19 protein-coding genes are annotated in these 17751 nt (G+C 68.8%); 10 read left to right on the top strand and 9 right to left on the bottom strand.

Translation table 11 applies throughout. From position 1 onward, the window contains the following. Positions 1-61 precede the first annotated feature (61 nt). Positions 62-307: a DUF2630 family protein gene (locus A5780_RS32740; RefSeq protein ID WP_030517178.1), complete on the top strand. Its 246-nt coding sequence runs from the start codon at positions 62-64 to the stop codon at positions 305-307. Positions 308-323: 16 nt separating this feature from the next. Beyond that, positions 324-1829, top strand: coding sequence for a carboxylesterase/lipase family protein (locus A5780_RS32735; protein ID WP_063014219.1), 1506 nt, complete (start codon positions 324-326; stop codon positions 1827-1829). Position 1830: 1 nt separating this feature from the next. On the opposite strand, the gene A5780_RS32730 is transcribed toward A5780_RS32735, so the two are convergent. The 3 genes from A5780_RS32730 to cobF all read right to left on the bottom strand — a co-directional run bounded on the left by A5780_RS32730 (position 1831) and on the right by cobF (position 4693). After that, positions 1831-2697, bottom strand: a complete 867-nt coding sequence (locus tag A5780_RS32730) for an Fpg/Nei family DNA glycosylase (protein WP_064910987.1) — start codon at positions 2695-2697, stop codon at positions 1831-1833. Between the two features lie 149 nt (positions 2698-2846). Continuing rightward, positions 2847-3809, bottom strand: coding sequence for a DUF456 domain-containing protein (locus A5780_RS32725; RefSeq protein WP_064910986.1), 963 nt, complete (start codon positions 3807-3809; stop codon positions 2847-2849). Positions 3810-3940: 131 nt separating this feature from the next. Continuing rightward, on the bottom strand, positions 3941-4693 hold the full coding sequence (cobF, locus tag A5780_RS32720; protein WP_064911033.1) for a precorrin-6A synthase (deacetylating): 753 nt from the start codon (positions 4691-4693) through the stop codon (positions 3941-3943). Between the two features lie 71 nt (positions 4694-4764). Between cobF and A5780_RS32715 the strand changes: the two genes are divergently transcribed. The 7 genes from A5780_RS32715 (at position 4765) to A5780_RS32685 (ending at position 9515) form a co-directional block, all read left to right on the top strand. Next, positions 4765-5577: a thymidylate synthase gene (locus tag A5780_RS32715; RefSeq protein WP_063014215.1), complete on the top strand. Its 813-nt coding sequence runs from the start codon at positions 4765-4767 to the stop codon at positions 5575-5577. Beyond that, positions 5574-6080 (top strand): dihydrofolate reductase, encoded by a 507-nt coding sequence (locus A5780_RS32710; protein WP_064903686.1) that lies wholly within the window; start codon positions 5574-5576, stop codon positions 6078-6080. Before A5780_RS32715 ends, A5780_RS32710 begins: the two co-directional genes overlap by 4 nt. Positions 6081-6213: 133 nt before the next feature. After that, positions 6214-6540 carry a cupin domain-containing protein gene (locus A5780_RS32705; RefSeq protein ID WP_030517171.1) on the top strand — a complete coding sequence of 109 codons (327 nt, stop codon included), beginning with the start codon at positions 6214-6216 and terminating at the stop codon, positions 6538-6540. Between the two features lie 64 nt (positions 6541-6604). After that, on the top strand, positions 6605-7657 hold the full coding sequence (locus A5780_RS32700) for a Dyp-type peroxidase (protein WP_063014213.1): 1053 nt from the start codon (positions 6605-6607) through the stop codon (positions 7655-7657). After that, on the top strand, positions 7654-8454 hold the full coding sequence (locus A5780_RS32695) for a family 1 encapsulin nanocompartment shell protein (RefSeq protein ID WP_063014212.1): 801 nt from the start codon (positions 7654-7656) through the stop codon (positions 8452-8454). The genes A5780_RS32700 and A5780_RS32695 overlap by 4 nt, the downstream gene beginning before the upstream one ends. Before the next feature lie 31 nt (positions 8455-8485). Further along, positions 8486-9076, top strand: a complete 591-nt coding sequence (locus tag A5780_RS32690; RefSeq protein ID WP_104363677.1) for a hypothetical protein — start codon at positions 8486-8488, stop codon at positions 9074-9076. 40 nt (positions 9077-9116) lie between these two features. Then, the gene (locus A5780_RS32685) at positions 9117-9515 is read left to right on the top strand and encodes an NUDIX domain-containing protein (RefSeq protein WP_064910985.1); all 399 of its coding nucleotides are present in this window, start codon (positions 9117-9119) and stop codon (positions 9513-9515) included. A 28-nt stretch (positions 9516-9543) separates the two neighbouring features. Here the strand turns inward: A5780_RS32685 and A5780_RS32680 are convergent, their stop codons facing one another. Then, complete coding sequence (locus A5780_RS32680; protein WP_082976853.1) at positions 9544-11307, bottom strand: MFS transporter; 1764 nt, start codon at positions 11305-11307, stop codon at positions 9544-9546. 183 nt (positions 11308-11490) lie between these two features. Further along, positions 11491-11973, bottom strand: a complete 483-nt coding sequence (locus A5780_RS32675) for a MarR family winged helix-turn-helix transcriptional regulator (protein ID WP_231983177.1) — start codon at positions 11971-11973, stop codon at positions 11491-11493. Between the two features lie 104 nt (positions 11974-12077). On the opposite strand from A5780_RS32675, the gene A5780_RS32670 reads away from it, so the two are divergent. After that, on the top strand, positions 12078-13193 hold the full coding sequence (locus A5780_RS32670) for a GDSL-type esterase/lipase family protein (protein WP_064910983.1): 1116 nt from the start codon (positions 12078-12080) through the stop codon (positions 13191-13193). Here A5780_RS32670 and A5780_RS32665 read toward each other — a convergent pair. From A5780_RS32665 to A5780_RS32650, 4 genes are all read right to left on the bottom strand, one after another. Then, complete coding sequence (locus A5780_RS32665; protein WP_082976852.1) at positions 13156-14148, bottom strand: GlxA family transcriptional regulator; 993 nt, start codon at positions 14146-14148, stop codon at positions 13156-13158. The genes A5780_RS32670 and A5780_RS32665 overlap by 38 nt on opposite strands. Next, the gene (locus tag A5780_RS32660; RefSeq protein WP_082976863.1) at positions 14091-15173 is read right to left on the bottom strand and encodes an alpha/beta fold hydrolase; all 1083 of its coding nucleotides are present in this window, start codon (positions 15171-15173) and stop codon (positions 14091-14093) included. The genes A5780_RS32665 and A5780_RS32660 overlap by 58 nt, the downstream gene beginning before the upstream one ends. Positions 15174-15319: 146 nt before the next feature. Then, a complete protein-coding gene (locus tag A5780_RS32655) occupies positions 15320-16897 on the bottom strand; it encodes a hypothetical protein (RefSeq protein ID WP_063014204.1) in 1578 nt (525 codons plus the stop codon). Beyond that, complete coding sequence (locus A5780_RS32650) at positions 16882-17649, bottom strand: ABC transporter ATP-binding protein (protein ID WP_030517160.1); 768 nt, start codon at positions 17647-17649, stop codon at positions 16882-16884. Before A5780_RS32650 ends, A5780_RS32655 begins: the two co-directional genes overlap by 16 nt. Between the last annotated feature and the right edge of the window lie 102 nt (positions 17650-17751).

Raw genomic sequence — 17751 nt, 5'->3', positions numbered from 1 at the left:
GGATCCGCAACCGGAGGGCAGGGCCGAACTACATCCCGCACCCGCGCCGTACCATGGCCTCATGACCGAACAGGACATCCTTGCCCATATCCAGGACCTGGTGAAGCAGGAGCATCAGCTGCGGTCCAAGGCCACCAGCGGGGAACTCGATCCCGAGACCGAGCGGGCGAAGCTGGCCGATCTCGAGGTGATGCTGGATCAGTGCTGGGATCTGCTGCGGCAGCGGCGGGCCCGCATCGATCAGGGTGGCAACCCGGACGAGGCCCAGGCCAACCCCGTGAAGCAGGTCGAAGGGTACCTGCAGTAACGGTTAGCATCGGGTAATGGTTGACATCACGACCGCCGACGGCGTTGTCCGCGGTCTCAGGCGTCGTCGCATCGTGCAGTGGCGTTCGATTCCCTTCGCCGCGCCGCCGGTCGGCGATCTTCGTTTCCGCGCGCCGCAGCCCGTCGAGAGCTGGTCCGGGGTGCGCTTGGCCACCGAATACGGATTCGCCGCGATGCAGCAGCGGGACGGCGCCCGGATCGGACCACGCGGCCCGCAGCCGACGAGTGAAGACTGCCTGACCCTGAATGTGACCGCGCCCGCGGAACCGGCCGCCACACCCCGGCCGGTCATGGTGTTCATCCACGGTGGCGGTTACGTGCTGGGCACCTCGGCGCTGCGGTTGTACTCCGGCGCCCGGCTGGCGTTGCGCGGCGATGTGATCGTCGTATCGTTCAACTATCGGCTGGGCGCATTCGGCTACGTCGACTTCGGTGAATTCTCCACGGAGACAAGGCCGTTCGAATCGAATCTGGGTCTGCGCGACCAGGTGGCGGCGCTGCGGTGGGTGCAGCGCAATATCGCGGCCTTCGGCGGCGATCCGAACAATGTCACCATCTTCGGCGAATCGGCCGGCGCGCATGCGGTGGTCAGCCTGCTCGCCACCCCGGCCGCGGCCGGGCTGTTCCACCGCGGCATCGCGCAGAGCGCGCCGGCGGACTGGTCGCTGACGGCCGAGGCGGCGCGGATCTTCGCCCGGCGCTGCGTCGACAACCTCGGCGCCACGCCGGAACAGGCGGCCGAGGCGCTGAGCACCGCCGGCTCGAACGACATCCGCAAGGCCGCCGATCGCGCGATCGGCGATGTGCTGTGGCGGCAGCCGGGCAGTTTCCCCGCCGCCCCGGTCGTCGACGGCGACTTCCTGCCGATGGATCCGATCGACGCCATCGCCGCCGGGCGCGCTCACGCCGTCCCGCTGATCATCGGCACCAACCGCCACGAGGCGACCCTGTTCAAACGCTTCGATCGCTCCCTGCCCACCACCGCCGAACAACTGCACGTGGCGCTGTCGCGATGCGGCGACGCCGACCTCGAAAAGCGGGTCGTGGCAGCCTATCCCGGGTATCCGTCGCGTCGGGCCGCCGTGCGCATGGGCGGCGACTTCGTCTTCTGGCGGCCCACCGTGGAGGTGCTCGAGGGCCACAGCCGCCACGCCCCGACCTACGCCTATCGGCTCGACTACGCACCGCGCGCGGTCCAGCTGGCCGGTTTCGGCGCCACCCACGCCCTCGATCTGATCCCGGTGTTCGGCGGGGTGGACAGCCCCATCGGGCGCGGGCTCACCGCGGCCGGCGGCTATCGGGACTTCCTCGCGGTGCAGCGCGAATTCCAGGACAACTGGCTCTCGTTCGCCCGCAAGGGCGAGCCGCTGCCGTCCTGGCCGCAGTACACCGAGCAGCGCCGCAGCACCCGCATCATCGACAGCCCGGCTCGGGTGGAGGTCGATCCGGATCGTGCGAAACGCCTTGCCTGGCAAGGAGTCCGGGTTCCCGCGCCGGTCTGACCTACTTCAGCAGCCGGGACATGCGCCGGTCGGCGAGGATCTTGCCGCCGGTCTGACAGGTCGGGCAGTACTGGAACGATTTGTCGGCGTAGGCGACTTCCCGCACGGTGTCACCGCAGACCGGGCACGGCAGTCCGGTCCGCGCGTGCACCTGCATGCCGGAGCGCTTCTCTCCCTTGAGCCGGGCCGCGTCCTGGCCGACGGAGCGGGTGATCGCGTCGGTGAGGATTTCGCGCATGGCCCGGTACAACTCGGCGACCTTGTCCGCGCCGAGCGTGGACGCGGTGGCGAAGGGCGAGAGCCGGGCGGCGTGCAGGATCTCGTCGGAGTAGGCGTTGCCGATGCCGGCCAGCACGGTTTGATCGGCCAGCACGGTCTTCAACCGTTGCGAGGTGCCGGCGAGGAGTTCGGCGAAGCCGTCCTCGGAGTTCTCGAGCGCGTCGGGGCCCAGTCGGGCGATGCCCGGCACCGACTGCGGATCCTCGGTGATCCAGACCGCGAGCCGCTTCTTGGTGCCCGCCTCGGTGAGATCGAAGGCGGGTGTCGCGCCCTCGCGGGTGAAGAAGTGGACCCGGAGCGCGAGCGGGCCTTTACCCGGTTTCGGCGGCGCGGCGCCCGGTTCGTCGATCCAGCGCAGCCAGCCGCCGCGGGACAGATGCGTGATCAACCACAGGCCGTCGCAGTCGAGGCCCAGATGTTTACCCCAGTGCCCGGCACCGGTGACGTCGCGTCCCGACAGCGCGGTCACCGGCGGATCGAACGTTTTCAGCACACTCAGCGCCGCGACGTCGACCCGCCCGACAACCGCGCCTACGGCATGCTCGACCAGAAACTGTTCGAGCGCCATGATCTCCGGCAACTCGGGCATTCCCGCAGCCTACCGGCGTCCACCGACAACCGGCCGCTTTCACACGGCGAGCGGAGACCCGGCCGATGCGAACGGCCGCGTTCCCACCGGGAGAACGCGGCCGTCGGCCTCGCGGCACGCGATTCGATCACCGCGGCACGCGACTCGCGTCACATCTGGGCGGGCCCCTGCTGCGGCGTGGCCACACCGGGGGCGACCGCACCCTCGATCGCGCCCACTCCGGCGCCGATCGCGGCACCCGCGGCAGCGGCCGGCGCCGCGATCACCGCGTAACCGATGGCGGCGCCGACGACCGGCATGACGACCAGGCCCGCCGGCAGGAACGGGATCCCGGCGATCAGACCGGCGACCGCGCCGACCATCGCGCTGGTGCTCGCGATGGGGCTGCTGACGATATTGCCCACACTGGACCCGATCACCGCGCCGCCGAGGGTGTCCGCTGCGATGCGATCCGAACGCGACGGCTCGAATCCGGCGGAGTCCATGGTCTGCGCCAGCCCGGCCTCGGCCTGCGCGGCGGAATCGTTGATCTGCCCGGTCAGCTGCGGATCGATGAAGTCGGGCCGCGGCGTCACGACCGAACCGATCCGGATGGTGCCCTCGGGCGCCTTGATCGGCGCCACCGGCGGCGCCGGATGGGCGAGATCGGGCAGATGCAGTGCGCCCGGATTCACCATCGCCGGGGCGGTGAGATCGGGCACCGCCCGAGTGCTGTTCGCGGCGTTACGGTTCGACGAGATGGAGCCGGGGGCGGGTGCGCCGGCCGGCGCGGTGGCGTCGGCGGTGGCGGCATTCGGTTCCGGATCCGCGATCGGCGCGGCGAACGGCGGCACGGCCGGGTCGGTCGCCGCGCTCGGCTGGAACTGCCAGGGGTTGGTCTGCGCGACCGCGCGTGCCACCGCATCCGCCGCGTTCGACACGCCGGCGGCGACGGTTCCGGCGTCCGGCAGCATCCCCGCGGCCGGTGCCACACCCGAATCGGTGGTCGGCGCGGCCGCCCCCGCCACGCCCGTCTGCCACAGTGCCACGGTCAGTGGCAACGCGCCGAGGACGAGTGAGGAACCAACGCGCCGGCACCACTGTCCCGATGCCGCCGAATGCTGCCCTGCCATGAAAACCTCCAGTCGGATTCCGATCGATTGACAGTGATTCGAACCGGACGGTGGTGTGGATCACATTCGTATCGATTTATTCCACAGCAATTTTGGAGCTATTTCGGACATGTCCGCGGAACGACGGGCGGCTAACCGATTCTGCGCAAAAGGTATATGTCCATGACCCACCCCTTCGCCTCCCGAAGTTCGTTGCGGCGCCGCACGATTCGATCCTCCACCGCGCGCAGCGGCCCCTCGATCAACGTCTCGTCCGGCATCCCCAGGTAGGCGCCCCACCAGATGTGCAGATCGTCGCCCGGCACCTGCGTGAACGAACACTCGCCGTCGAGCATCACCAGTGTCGGCCCGTCCGCCGCCACGCCCTCGGCGCGCACGCGGCGACCGGTGGTGATGTGCACCGGTTCGCCGATCTCGTGCAGCACGATGCGGTGGGCCGCCGCCAGGGCCTGGGCACTGGTGACGCCCGGGATCACCTCGTACTCGAATCGCGTTCCCGCGTCCAGCACTCGCTGCACCATCCGCAGGGTGCTGTCGTAGAGCGAGGGATCGCCCCAGACCAGAATGCCGCCGACCCCCTCGATGGCATCGAACGCCTCGGCCAGCAGTTCGGCACGGCGGCGATGCCAGTCCTCGACCACCTCGCGATAGTCGTCGGCGCCGGAGACCGTGCGTTCGCGCGGCGGATCGGCGATGGCCACCACGCGATGTTCCGGATCGGCGTGTGCGGCGAGGATCGCGGCGCGGACCTCGGTCAGTTCCCGCTTGGTCTCCCCCTTGCCGATGACGAAGAACGTGTCGACCTGCCGAATCGCCTCGACCGCCTGCACGGTCACCTGCCGGGGATCCCCGGCGCCGATTCCGATCACATAGAGCATGCGCACGGTGCCCCAGGCTAGCCAGCGGACCACCACGCGATGAGGGCGGTGGTCGCCCGAAGGCTAGGCTTGCGGATATGGACGGCGCGCCCGGAAACGACACCCAGTACGAGGATCTGCTGCGGCTGGTACTCGAGCGCGGTACGCCGAAATCCGACCGCACCGGGACGGGTACGCGTTCGATTTTCGGACATCAGCTGCGCTACGACCTCTCCGCCGGCTTCCCGCTGATCACCACGAAAAAGGTGCATCTGAAATCGATCGTCTACGAATTGCTGTGGTTCCTGCGCGGCGATTCCAATGTCCGCTGGCTGCACGAGCACGGTGTCACGATCTGGGACGAATGGGCCGACGCGCACGGTGAACTCGGGCCGGTCTACGGGGTTCAGTGGCGCAGCTGGCCCACTCCGGACGGCACCCACATCGACCAGATAGCGCAGGTTCTGCAGACGCTGCGCACCGATCCCGATTCCCGGCGGATCATCGTCTCGGCGTGGAACGTGGCGGATCTGGACAAGATGGCGCTGGCCCCGTGCCACGCGTTCTTCCAATTCCACGTCGCGGACGGAAAACTGTCCTGCCAGCTGTATCAGCGCAGCGCCGACCTTTTTCTCGGGGTGCCGTTCAATATCGCGAGCTACGCGCTGCTGACCCAGATGGTCGCGCAGCAGACCGAATTGGAGCCCGGCGATTTCATCTGGACCGGCGGCGACTGCCACATCTACGACAACCATCTGACGCAGGTTCGCGAACAGCTGAGCCGCGAGCCGTACCCGTTCCCGCGGTTGCATCTGCGGCCCGCGCCGAGCCTGTTCGACTACACCTTCGACGACGTGGAAGTGCTCGACTACCGCCATCATCCGGCGATCAAGGCACCGGTGGCGGTATGAGCCGCATCGGGCTGATCTGGGCGCAGACCCGGGCCGGCGTGATCGGCGCGGACAACGCCATTCCGTGGCGAGTGCCCGAGGATGTGGCGCATTTCAAAATGGTCACCGCCGATCATCCGGTACTGATGGGCCGGCGCACCTGGGATTCGCTGCCCGCGCGTTTCCGGCCGCTGCCCGGACGGCGCAATATCGTGATCACGCGCCAATCGCAGTGGTCGGCAGCGGGCGCCGAACGCGCCGATTCGGTGGCGAGCGCCATCGCACTGGCCGCCGCGGAGACCGTGTGGATCATCGGTGGCGGCGAAATCTACCGGCAGGCAATGGATTACGCGACCGATCTGATGGTCACCGAAATCGACGCCGATATCCCCGGCGACGCCTACGCACCCGCGATCGAGGGCGACTGGCAGGTGGAGGACGCGCCCTGGTCGCAGTCGCGGTCGGGGCTGCGCTACCGGATCCGGCGCTTCGCCCGCGACACCGCCCCCGCCACCGTCGGCTGAATCGCGCCCGGCAGGTATCGAACCCGAATCGCATCGGCGAAACGGCCGACCGCGCGAGGTGGGTCCGGCATACTCAGCCATATCCAGCCTGTGACCACAGCCCCGATCCCGGCTGAACCGCGAGAGGCAGATCATGGACAAGAAATCGCTGACGGCGGCGGCTCGCCAGCAGCTGAAGCTGGCCGCGTCCGCCACGAGTGGACGCAGTTCGCAAACCCTCTACGGCGGCCACACCCACAGCCTGCGCCAGACCCTCATCGCGCTGACCGCCGGCCAGAGCCTGGCCGAGCACGAAACTCACGGCGAAGCCACCCTGCAGGTCCTGACCGGAACCCTGATTCTGATCTGTGGCACCAACGAGTGGAAGGGCTCGCCCGGCGATCTGCTCGTCATTCCCTCGGCTCGGCACAGTGTGAAGGCCATCGACGACGCGGTATTCCTGCTGACCGTCGCGAAGTGAGGCCGGTCTCGCGAGGTCGGGCCGTCCGCACGCGCTGTCGGCCCGGCACCGTACCCTGTTGATCATGGGTGAGCCGCAGCCGATCCTCGATCCGCTTTCGCGCGCCGCGATCTTCCTCGTCGCGACGATCGACGAGGGCGGTGAGCCGGTGGTGCGCGACCTTCTCGCGGATCTGGCGGGACTGCGGCGCTCGATCGGGTTCCGGGTGCCGGAAACGCGGCTGTCCTGTGTGACGAGTATCGGTTCCGCCGCCTGGGATCGGCTGTTCGCCGGCCCGAAACCCGCGCAGTTGCACGAATTTCCGGGCTACGCCGGGGAGAAGCATCAGGCCCCGGCCACGCCGGGCGATCTGCTGTTTCACATCAAGGGCGAATTGCCGGACGCCTGTTTCGAATTGGCGATGCTGATCGGTTCCCGGTTGAAGGGTGCGGCCACGATCATCGACGAGACGACCGGGTTTCGCTATTTCGAACAGCGTGATCTGCTCGGCTTCGTCGACGGCACCGAGAATCCCGAGGGTCCTGCCGCCGTCGCCGCGGCACTCATCGGCGACGAGGATCCCGAGTTCGCCGGCGGTAGTTATGTCATCGTCCAGAAATATCTGCACGATCTGGAGGCGTGGAGTTCGCTGACGGTCGAGGAGCAGCAACTCGTCATCGGCCGTACCAAACTCGAGGATCTGGAGCTGTCCGACGAGGACAAGCCGGCGGATTCCCATGTCGCGGTGAACACCCTGATCGATCCGGACGGCACCGAGCGCCAGATCCTGCGTGCCAACATGCCCTTCGGCAGTGTCCGCGAGGGCGAATTCGGCACGTACTACATCGCTTACGCCGCTACCCCGGATGTCACCGAACGGATGCTGGTCCGCATGTTCCTCGGCAGCGACGAGGCGCCCTACGACCGCATTCTCGATTTCTCCACCGCGATCACCGGCACCCTGTTCTTCACCCCGGCCAACGATTTCTTCGACGACCTTCCGGACGCCCCCGCACAGGAGGCGGCTTCGGAGCAGGACCTGGAACTCGAGGCAGCCGGAATCGCCGAGCTGCCCGCGGCCGCGTCTTCCGGCGACGGCTCCCTCGGTATCGGCACGTTGAAAAGGATCCCTCAATGAACAATCTGCACCGTGAACTCGCGCCGATCACCTCCGAGGCGTGGTCGGCCATCGAGGAGGAGGCGACGCGCACCTTCCGGCGTCATATCGCCGGTCGCCGGGTGGTGGATCTGTCCGGCCCGCACGGCACCGACTATTCCGCGGTCGGATTGGGACGCACCACCCTCATCGACGCGCCCGATCAGGGCGTCCAGGCTCGCCAGCGCGTGGTGGCGCCGCTGGTCGAGCTGCGCGTGCCGTTCACTCTCTCGCGCGAGGAACTCGACAACGTCGAGCGCGGCGCACAGGACGCGGATCTGGATCCGGTCAAGGATGCCGCCCGCAAGATCGCGTTCGCCGAGGACCGCGCCGTCTTCGAGGGCTACCCCGCCGCCGGTATCACCGGCATCCGCGCGGCCGTGTCGAACACCCCTGTCACCGCGCCGAGCGATCCGCGACTCATCCCGGAGGCCATCGCACAGGCACTGAGCAAGTTGCGCCTCGCCGGTGTCGACGGGCCGTATTCGGTGCTGCTGAGCGCCGATCTGTACACCGCGGTGAGCGAGACCTCCGACCACGGCCATCCGATCCGCACACATATCGAGCGGCTGATCCCCGAGGGCGAGATCATCTGGGCGCCCGCCATCGACGGTGCCTTCGTGCTCACCACCCGCGGCGGCGACTTCGATCTGCAACTGGGTCAGGACCTGTCGATCGGCTACCTGTCCCACGACGCGGAGAGCGTGCAGCTGTACTTCCAGGAAAGCCTGACCTTCCTGGTCTACACCGCCGAGGCCGCCGTCCCGCTGCGCGGCTGAGTCCGACGCGAGCGAACTCCGAGGTGTCACTATGAGCGACGACGTCCCGCCCGTATCCGGACCCGACATCTCCCGGCGGTCCCGCGGACCGGTCCGGGCGGTGCGGGCCGGTGTCGTCACCGGCCGCCGCACCCTCACCTACAGTGCGCTCGCCGTGCTGTCGGTGCTGGTGATCTGCGGTGCCGTGGTGGCCCTGTTCGGAGTGAACCGGATCTTCACGGGACTGCTGGCCGGCGCGGTGGCGGGTATCGCGCTGCTGGTGGCGCTGTTCGGTCGCGATGTCGTCGTTCTCACCGACCGCGCGATCTACCGGCGCACCCCGTGGGCCGAATCGCGGCTGGAGTGGGATCGGGTGGTGGCCGGGCGGTTCGCCCTCGACGAGCGCGCCCGCTGGTCGCTCGCGCTGGATCTGACCGGCGGCGACGAACCGCACGACGAACTGGTACTGCTCAGCATTCCGCCGGTGCGGCATCCGGTCTCCAACGCCTACGAACACCGCAAGCGCGAACAGGTCGCCGAGATTCGCCGGATCCTGCGTGAGCAGCGTATCCCGGTCACCGTGCTGCCCGAGATCGCCGCGGCCCTGCACGAACACTGGAAGCTCGCGCCTGCCGCCCGGTGAGCTCCCCGCCCGTACCGACCGTATCGTGAAGGCTCCCTTTATGATTCGCACCGCCGCACTCGCGCACATCCGGAATCGCCGTCTGCTGCAGGCACGTTCGACCGGCAAAGAGGTGTTCTACATGGCGGGTGGGAAGATCGACCCCGGTGAATCACCGGTGCAGGCGTTGTACCGCGAGGTGCGCGAGGAACTCGGTGTCGACGTGGCGGCCCACGACGAACTCGGCGTCTTCGAATGTGAGGCGTACGGGCACACGCCCGGTACCGCGCTGCACATGACCTGCTTCATCGCGGACCTCACCGGCGAACCGACGCCGACCAGCGAGATCGCCGAACTGCGTTATTTCACCGTCGGCGAGTACGCGGCCATGCCGCATGTCGCGCCCGGCTCGATCCTGGTCTTCCGGCGCCTGCACGAACTCGATCTGATCGACTGGTGATCCGGGGGAATGTCGGCCGCCGGGATCGCTACGTCGCTTCGCCGCGTTCGACCGGCGCGGCGCCCTCCTCGTCGGTGATCCGGCGCGCCGCCTCCGGCCGCTCGGTGACCCGGTGGCGGGCCACCGCACCGGGCGGTTCGGCACCTGGCGGTTCGGCATCGATCTGATCGGTGTCGATCTGCTGGGCCTCGGGCGGGATGCGCGTGGCCACCACGAAGGCCAGCAGCAGCACCACCGCGACGCCGAGCAGCGCCACCCGAGTCGCGTCGGCGAAGCCGTTGGCCAGCGCGTCGGTGACCGCGGTCGGCGCGTGCTGGGTACGCAGTCCGACGATCGCGTCGCCCGCCGAATCGCGGGTGGCCGCACCCACCGCGCCCGCGGCCCGCGCGGTCAGGCCGGGGACGTAGCTCAGCCGATCGGGCAGGAAGTGGCCGAGACCGATCGAGAGGATACTGCCGAGGACCGCCACGCCGAGCGCGGCACCGGCGGGCCGGGCGGTGGCCGCGGTGATCGATCCCGGATCCGATGCCACGGTGCCCGCGCCGGTGCGCCGGATATTCGCCGTCAACGGGGCGGAGGCCAGCCCGAGTCCGATTCCGTAGCAGGCGAGTAGCACGGTCGGGGCCCACGCCGGAATAGTCGAGGTCAATGCCAGCGCGGTCACCGCCATCGCGAGCAACGCGATCGCCAGGCCGATCCGGATCAGCCACAGCGGAGGTACCGCCCGCAGCGGCCCGGCGGTCAGGATCGCCGAGATCAGCGCGCAGCCGGTCAGCACCACGAGAATCGAACTCGTTCGCAGCGTGGACAACCCGAGGCAGTTCACCAGGTACAGCGGCAGCACGAAGAGCACTCCGAACTGTGCCGCCGCGATCAGCAGGGCCGCGCCGTCACCCCAGTGCCGGGGATCGCGCAGATGCGAGAAGTCCACCAGCGCGGCATGTTCCACCCTCACCCGGTGTCTTTCCCAGAAGACGAACAGCACCAGCAGCAACACGCCGACAGCGAGCACGAACGGTATGGGCGAACTCGCCGATTGCATCGACCAGGTCACCCCGAACACGGTGAACTCCCGCCGCGGCCGCACCCAGCCGTAACGCTCGCCCTCGATGAGGGCGAAGATCACCAGCGCGAACCCGGCCGTACTGAGCAGCCAGCCGTCCACATCCGGTCCGGTGGCCGAACCGCCGATGCGGGTTTCGGGCACGAGAACCGTCCCGAGCAGCACGACCACCGCGATCGGCACGTTGATCAGGAAGATCCACGGCCAGGTGAAGGAGTCGATGAACCACCCGGCCAGCGCCGCGCCGACGACCGCCGCGGCGGCCGGAGCGACCACCCACGCGGTGAACGCGATGACGCGCGCTCGCCCCTGGAACATCGCCGCAACCGTGCCCAGTGATCCCGCCACGACCGCCGCACCGCCGATCCCCTGCACGATCCGGCCCCAGATGAGCGGACTCGCCGAATCCGCGGAGGCGGACAACAGACTGCCGCCGACGAAGATCAGCACCCCGAGCACGAAGATCACGCGCCGGCCGTACCGGTCACCGATCCGGCCGACGACGATCAGCAGAACCGCGAGCACCACCGAATACACGCAGAAGACCCACTGCGCCTGGGTGAAATCGAGTCCGAGATCACCGATGATCGTCGGCAGCGACACACCGACGACTGTGCCGTCCAGCGTCACCATCGCAAGCCCCAGCGCGAGGACCGCGAGGGCGTACCACCGTCTGGCACCGGTGGGTGGCGAACCGAGTTCAGCGTCTGTTCGAACGTGATCAGCCATGCGCCGCTCCCGTCGTCGACCGGTGTCGCTGGGAAGTAACTCGTATCGGTCGAGTCTACGAGTCGAACCGGGCGAATCTCGGCAATAGGGACCGGGCGATACCGGACCGTGCGGTGAACGCGAGCATTCGGCTATGCGGCTGCGGAACGGTCGGCGACCGGTCGACAGCTTGGGGCCGAGGTGTCACTCGGAGATCCGGCCCGCCTCCGGAAAGGTGGCGTCACGGATGATCCGCAGGCCGCCGATCAGTGCCTCGCACTGCTCCGGGGTGAGCTGACCGTAGAACCAGGTGTCGAGGATCTTCAGATATTCCGGCAGTACCTTCGCCAGCCGGGTCGCGCCGGCGGCGGTGAGGGCGGCGTAGGAGCTGCGGCGATCGTTCGGATCGGGCTGGCGCCGGGCGAATCCGTTGCGCTCGAGCCGGTCCACCAGACGGGTGACGCCGCTGGTCGACAGCTGTGCCTGATCGGCCAGATCGGTCATCCGCAGCCGGCGGCCGGGCGCGCGGCTCAGCCGCATGAGCGCGGCGAAATCCAGCAGCGACAGCCCGTTCGCAGTCCAACTCGGCTCGAGTTTGCGGCGGATCCCGTTGGTCGCTTCGAACAGCATCCCGATATCGGTCAGGCGCGGGTCGTCGAAGACGTCGGCGTCGTGCGTGTGCTCCACGCCGTCAGCCTAACGCACAGTTGCCGTGCGGATAGTTGACATGAGGAATATCTTTCATATTATTGCTGCGAGGATATTCCTCACGTCAACTAAATGGAGATGTCATGACCAGCACCTGGCTCGCCGGATTCCGCTCCGCGATCATCAGCCCCTACGAGCAGTTCCAGTTGACCGAACCCCGGGAGTTCACCGATCAGACCGTGCGTCAGGTGCTGCACATGGCCGGTGGCGGCCGACAGCTTCGGGTGCGATTGAGCAATCGGTACGGACGCGACACACTGGAGATCGGCGCGGCTCGAATCGCCCTGCGCAAGAACGGATTCGCCACGATCGCCGAAACCGATGCCGTGTTGCGTTTCGACGGGGTGGACACGGTGCGCATCCCGGCGGGTGGCGAAATGGTCAGCGACACCGTCGATCTCGCGGTGAACGGCGGCGACGATCTGTTGCTGAGCCTGTATCTGCCCGGGGCGACCGGACTCGCCACCTTCTCGCATCAGCCGATGGAGATCGCCGCCGTGGTCGCCGGTGATCACACCGCCGATCCCGACCTCTCCGAGGTGGAGGAGGTCGCCTCGCGCTTCTACGTCACCGGTGTCGACGTGCTCGCCGACGCGGACACCCCTGTCGTGGTGGCTTTCGGTGACTCCTGGTTCGACGGCGCCGGGACCACGCTCGGCGCGAATCGCCGCTCCGTCGACGCGCTGAATTCGATGCTGACCCGCGGCTGGGTGGTCAACCAGGGCATCGGCGGCAACCAGTTGCTCACCGACGAGGTCGGCGAACGCGCCTTGGCTCGGTTCGACCGCGACGTGCTCGACGTACCGGGCGTCACCCATGTGGTGGTCAATCTCGGCATCAACGACATCGGGCTGGGCGAGGTGGCCGCGGCCGATGATCTGATCGCCGGGTACACCGAACTCGCCGCGCGGGCACACGCCGCCGGACTGCCGATCTACGCCAACACGATCGGCCCCTTCGCCGGGGTGATCTATCCGGAGGTCAATGTGGCTCCGGCCCTGCCGGTGCGCGTCGTCGTCAACGAATGGCTGCGGACCACAACGGTTTTCGACGCCGTCTTCGATGTGGCGGCCGCCGTCGCGGATCCGGAGCGGCCCGACTTCATCCACCCGGATCTCGACAGTGGCGACGGCCTGCACCTCAACGACGAGGGCGCCCGCATCATGGCGGAGACGATGCGGATCCCCGGGCTGCGCTGACCACCGGCTCTGCCGCCGGCGGGCCGAGGCCGGCGTCGGCGTACTGCCGGCGGTAGGCCTCGGGCGTGGTGGCGAGGCGGCGGACGAAGGCTCGGTGCAGCGTTTCGCCGTGGCGGTAGCCGACCACGCGTGCGATGGCGGTGACGGTGAGTTCGGTGGACTCCAGCAGGCGCCGGGCCGCTTCCAGGCGCAGTTCGGCGACGAACGCCGCTGGGGTACTACCGGTTTCGGCACGGAACGCGCGGGCGAAATGACGTTCGCTCATGCCCGCGCGCCGAGCCAGCGCGGACACCGCCAGATCGCCGGCGAGGTGATCGGGCAGCCATTGCTGGACGGCGCGAATCGCGGGGGTGCGCGCCGGCTGCATGCGCAACTGGGCGCTGAATTGCGTCTGACCGCCGGAGCGCCGGGTGAAGACGACGAAAGCGCGAGCGACCTGCTGAGCCATCTCCCGGCCGTGGTCGTCCTCCACGAGGGCCAGCGCGAGGTCGATGCCGGCGGAGACACCCGCCGAGGTCCAGCGGTTGCGATCGTGAACATAGATGCGGTCGGGTTCGACGACGACGCGAGGATACGAGCGGGCCAGTAGATCGGCCGCACCCCAGTGGGTCGTGGCTCGGTAGCCGTCGAGCAGGCCGGCCGCCGCGAGCAGCAGCGCGCCGGAACACACCGAGGTGACCCGACGGGATTTCCTTGCGAGGGCGGGTAATTCGCGAACCACCTCCGCCGAAACCTGCCCGGAGATCCGGCCGCCGACGACCACCAGGGTGTCGATCTCGGCGGCGGAGGAGGCGAGGTCGTGCAGCGAATGCCCGACCCCGAGGGTCAGGCCGCCGTCGGCCTCGATCGACCGGCCGTGCGGCGACGCCGTGAGGAGTCGGTAGGCGGTTTCGGCGCTCATCGTGTTGACGGCGCCGAAAACGTCCATCGGCCCGGCCAATTCGACCAACTGCATGCCCTCGTAGACGACGAAGACGATGGTGCGCGGCGCGGGACGAGAGCGCCGAGGTCCGGCGCGCCGTGTGACGTGCGTGCCCGGGTGCGTCCCTGCCGGATGCGCGGGGGAGTCTCGCCACGGTTGGCCGTCGACCGTGGCGGCCGCCCCGCCCGGCTGCGATGATGGCGAAATGCCCGCGCCGCGCACCGGCCGAGGAACGGAATGATCGCTGCCGCAACATCATCCGCCGATTGCGCATGCGGGTAATGTCCCCCGTTCTCGATCATGACGACGCGACCCACACCGTCCGGCAGCGCGGCGACGATAGCATTCGCCTCGGCCTCGGGATCGGCGAAATCCGGGTCGGCCGAACCCATGATCACCAGGGCGGGACAGCGGACCTCAGCCAATCGGGCATGCGCGTCGGCGGGAGTGGTCTGTCCGGTCTTCATGAATTCCGCAAACCGGCCGGGCCGGCGCAGCATGCTCTCCACGTCGGCGAGGTAGCGGTCGTAGTCGGCGGGCTTGGTCGGATACGCGACGTCGAGGTAGCGCCGCCACCAGGGCATCGACTTCAGTGTCATGGTGAGGGCGAGGCGAACCATGCCGCGGCGGTATCGGCGGCTGCCGAGCAGAGCGCCGACGTGCAGCCGCTGTGTGCGGGTGAAGGGTCCGATCTCGACGATCCCGCTCACCAGCTCCGGAGCCTGTGCCGCGGCGATCGTCGCCGAACCGCCCGACAGCGAGTGCCCGACGATCACCGCCGGGCCGCCGAAGTGCCGGATCACGCCCAGCAGGTCCGCCGCTACATCGGCGCGGCTGATGGCGGCCTTCCCGGTCACCGAGGGCCACTCCGTACCGGACTCGCCGTGCCCGCGCATATCGACGTTGACCACCCGGTACCCCGCCGCGGCCAGCGGCCCGAGCAGCAAGCGGAAGTCCTGGCGCAGGGTGCCCATGCCGTGCGACAGCACCACCAGCGGTCCGTCCCCGACCAGATCGCAGGCGAGCCGTCCGTGTTCGAGCGTCACGTACTCGGTCATCATCGTTCCTTCCAGCGGGAGCATCCGGTCGCACATGCGGCCTGCTGAAATGGAACGCCAGGAATCCGGGCCGGTCGATGGCGACGGCCGGAAGGGTCAGGGGCGCGGCCGAAATCGTCAGATTCCGGCGAATCTCCCGGAGGGGTTCAGCGCGGTTTCACCTCGGCCAGCAGTTCCGGCCCGCGGGCTTCGACGCGGCGGGTGGCCACCTGTGCGCCGAGCAGTGCGGCGCCGGCACCCAGGACGATTCCGACCGGCAGCGCCGACCATTGCACGAGGGCGTTGTGGAGATAGGCGCCCAGCGCGAGCAGGCCGAGCACCGGCAGGTTCACCACGAGCTGACCGAAGCCGACCGCCAACTGGACCAGCGCCCGCGCACATCCCGGATTACCGGAATTGCCGGCAAAGGGGTTACCGCGTTGCTGCGGAAGCGGATACGCGGCGTAGACCGACAGGAACATCGACGCCGCCACGCCGACGCCCACCACCACCGGCAGCGTCGATACCGCCCACGGATACATCTGCGGGCGCCCGGCCGCACCCGGGAGCACGAGTGTGAGCACCACGGCGAGCGGGCCGACCATCAGGAGCCAGGCGATCATGCGGCCGCGGACGTCGGCGCGCACGGCACCCGGAATGACCAGGGTGTGCCAGAGGGCGGTGCCGTCGAAGGCGTACATGTCGGCGCTGGCCATCGCGGCCATCCACACCACGAACACGCCCGCGAAAGGCAGGCTCGCGCCACCGTTCTGCAGTCCGAGGAAGAGCGGCAGGACCACGCCGATGAGCATCAGCGGTAGCAGCGCCGCCCGCCGCCGGCCGTCGCGCGACCAGGTGCGCAATTCCTTGAGTACCACCGCGCCGACCGGTGTCGGGCGGACCAGCCGGTCGAGGCGTCCCGAACCCGCCTGTGCGCGAACGGGTCCGGCGGGCGCGGCCGTGGTGGTGAGGCGCCGGCGCAGCAGTACCGCCCACGCCTGCCACAGCAGCGCCGACAGCGCGGCGAGTCCCGCCAGGGCCCCGACGCCGAACCACCAGTGACCTTCCTCGGCCGCTTGGACCGCGTAGGGCGCCCATCCCGAGGGCAGGATTCGCAGGGTCGCGCCCAGGCCGGGCGATACGTGCTCCAGGCGCGGCCCGAGATAGGACACCAGCAGTTGCAGGGGGTAGTAGGCGAGGCCGGTCAGGCCCGCCAGGACGACACCGAGATCGCGACCGCGGCGCGAACGCATCGCGGCGCCGATCCACGCGAGTACCGCGCGGGAGAGCAGCACCACGAAGATCAGTTGCAGGCACATCCCGGCCACCGCGAACAGGGTCGGTACCACCCCCAATTGTGCTGCGAGCGCGACCAGTCCGGCGAAGGCGATCAGGTTGACCGCACCGGCCGGCCCGGTGAAGGCGACCGCCGCGAGACCGATCGCCAATTGGCGATAGCTCAGCGGCAGCAGCCGGAAGTGTTCGGGCTGCAGTGTTTCGTCGCTGCTGCCGGTGATGATCGGGCCGGCCAGCCAGCCGAGCGTCCACACCGCGTACAGCGTCGCGGCCACATTGATCGCCGCGCGGGTATCCCAGGCGTGGCCGGCCGCCGCCATCACCACCGCGGTGGCGACGGCGGCGAGTATCCCGAAGACCAGACCGAGCCAGAAGCCGACCGCAGCCCGTCCGTTGTTCATCGCGCGGACGGTCAGCCGCCAGCGCATGCGGATCAGGACGCCAACCACGACAGGCCCTCGTCTCCCCCGATGCGTCCGCCCACCAGCCGGACGAAGGCCTCCTCGAGGCTGCCCTCCCCCCGCACCTCGGCGACCGAACCGGCGGCGACCACCCTCCCCTTGTCGATGACGGCGAGGTGATCGCACAGGTTTTCCACCAACGCCATCACATGACTCGACAGCACCACGGAGCCACCGGCGGTGACGAACCGCCGCAGAATCGTGCGAATAGTGCTGGCGGACACCGGATCCACCGCCTCGAACGGTTCGTCGAGCACCAACAGCTTGGGTCCGTGCAGCAGTGCGGTGGCGAGCCCGATCTTCTTGCGCATACCGGCCGAATAGTCCACGACCAGAGTGTTTTCCGCCTCGATCAGCTCGAGGACCGCGAGCAGTTCCTGCGCCCGCTCGGCCACCGTCGCCGGCGGCAGACCGCGCAGAAGCCCGGTGTAGGTGAGCAATTCACGTCCGGTGAGCCGCTCCGGGAGCGCGAGGCCGTCCGGCAATACGCCGACGATCGTCTTGGCGCGCACCGGATCCGCCCACACGTCGGCGCCGAAGATCCGCGCCTGCCCGGCATCGGGCCGCAACAGTCCGACGGCCATGGACAACGTGGTGGTCTTCCCGGCGCCGTTGGGCCCCACCAGCCCGAAGAACGACCCCGGCGGCACCGCCAGACTCACCCCGTCGACCACCCACGGCCCACCGAACCGCTTGTACAGCCCGCTCAACTCCAGCGCGGGTGCGGTGATTGTTTCCATGTCCCCCTCCTCTGCAGAGCCTCGCCACGGCCCACGCGAGGAGAAGCCGCCCCGCCCGGTCTGTGCTGTGAACTGTCTCGACTCTACGTCGGCGCTCACGGT

This window comes from Nocardia sp. 852002-20019_SCH5090214, assembly GCF_001665865.1.
GTDB lineage: Bacteria > Actinomycetota > Actinomycetes > Mycobacteriales > Mycobacteriaceae > Nocardia > Nocardia nova.
The sequence above is the reverse complement of the archived record's forward strand: the minus strand, read 5'-3'. Positions and strand labels throughout refer to the sequence as shown.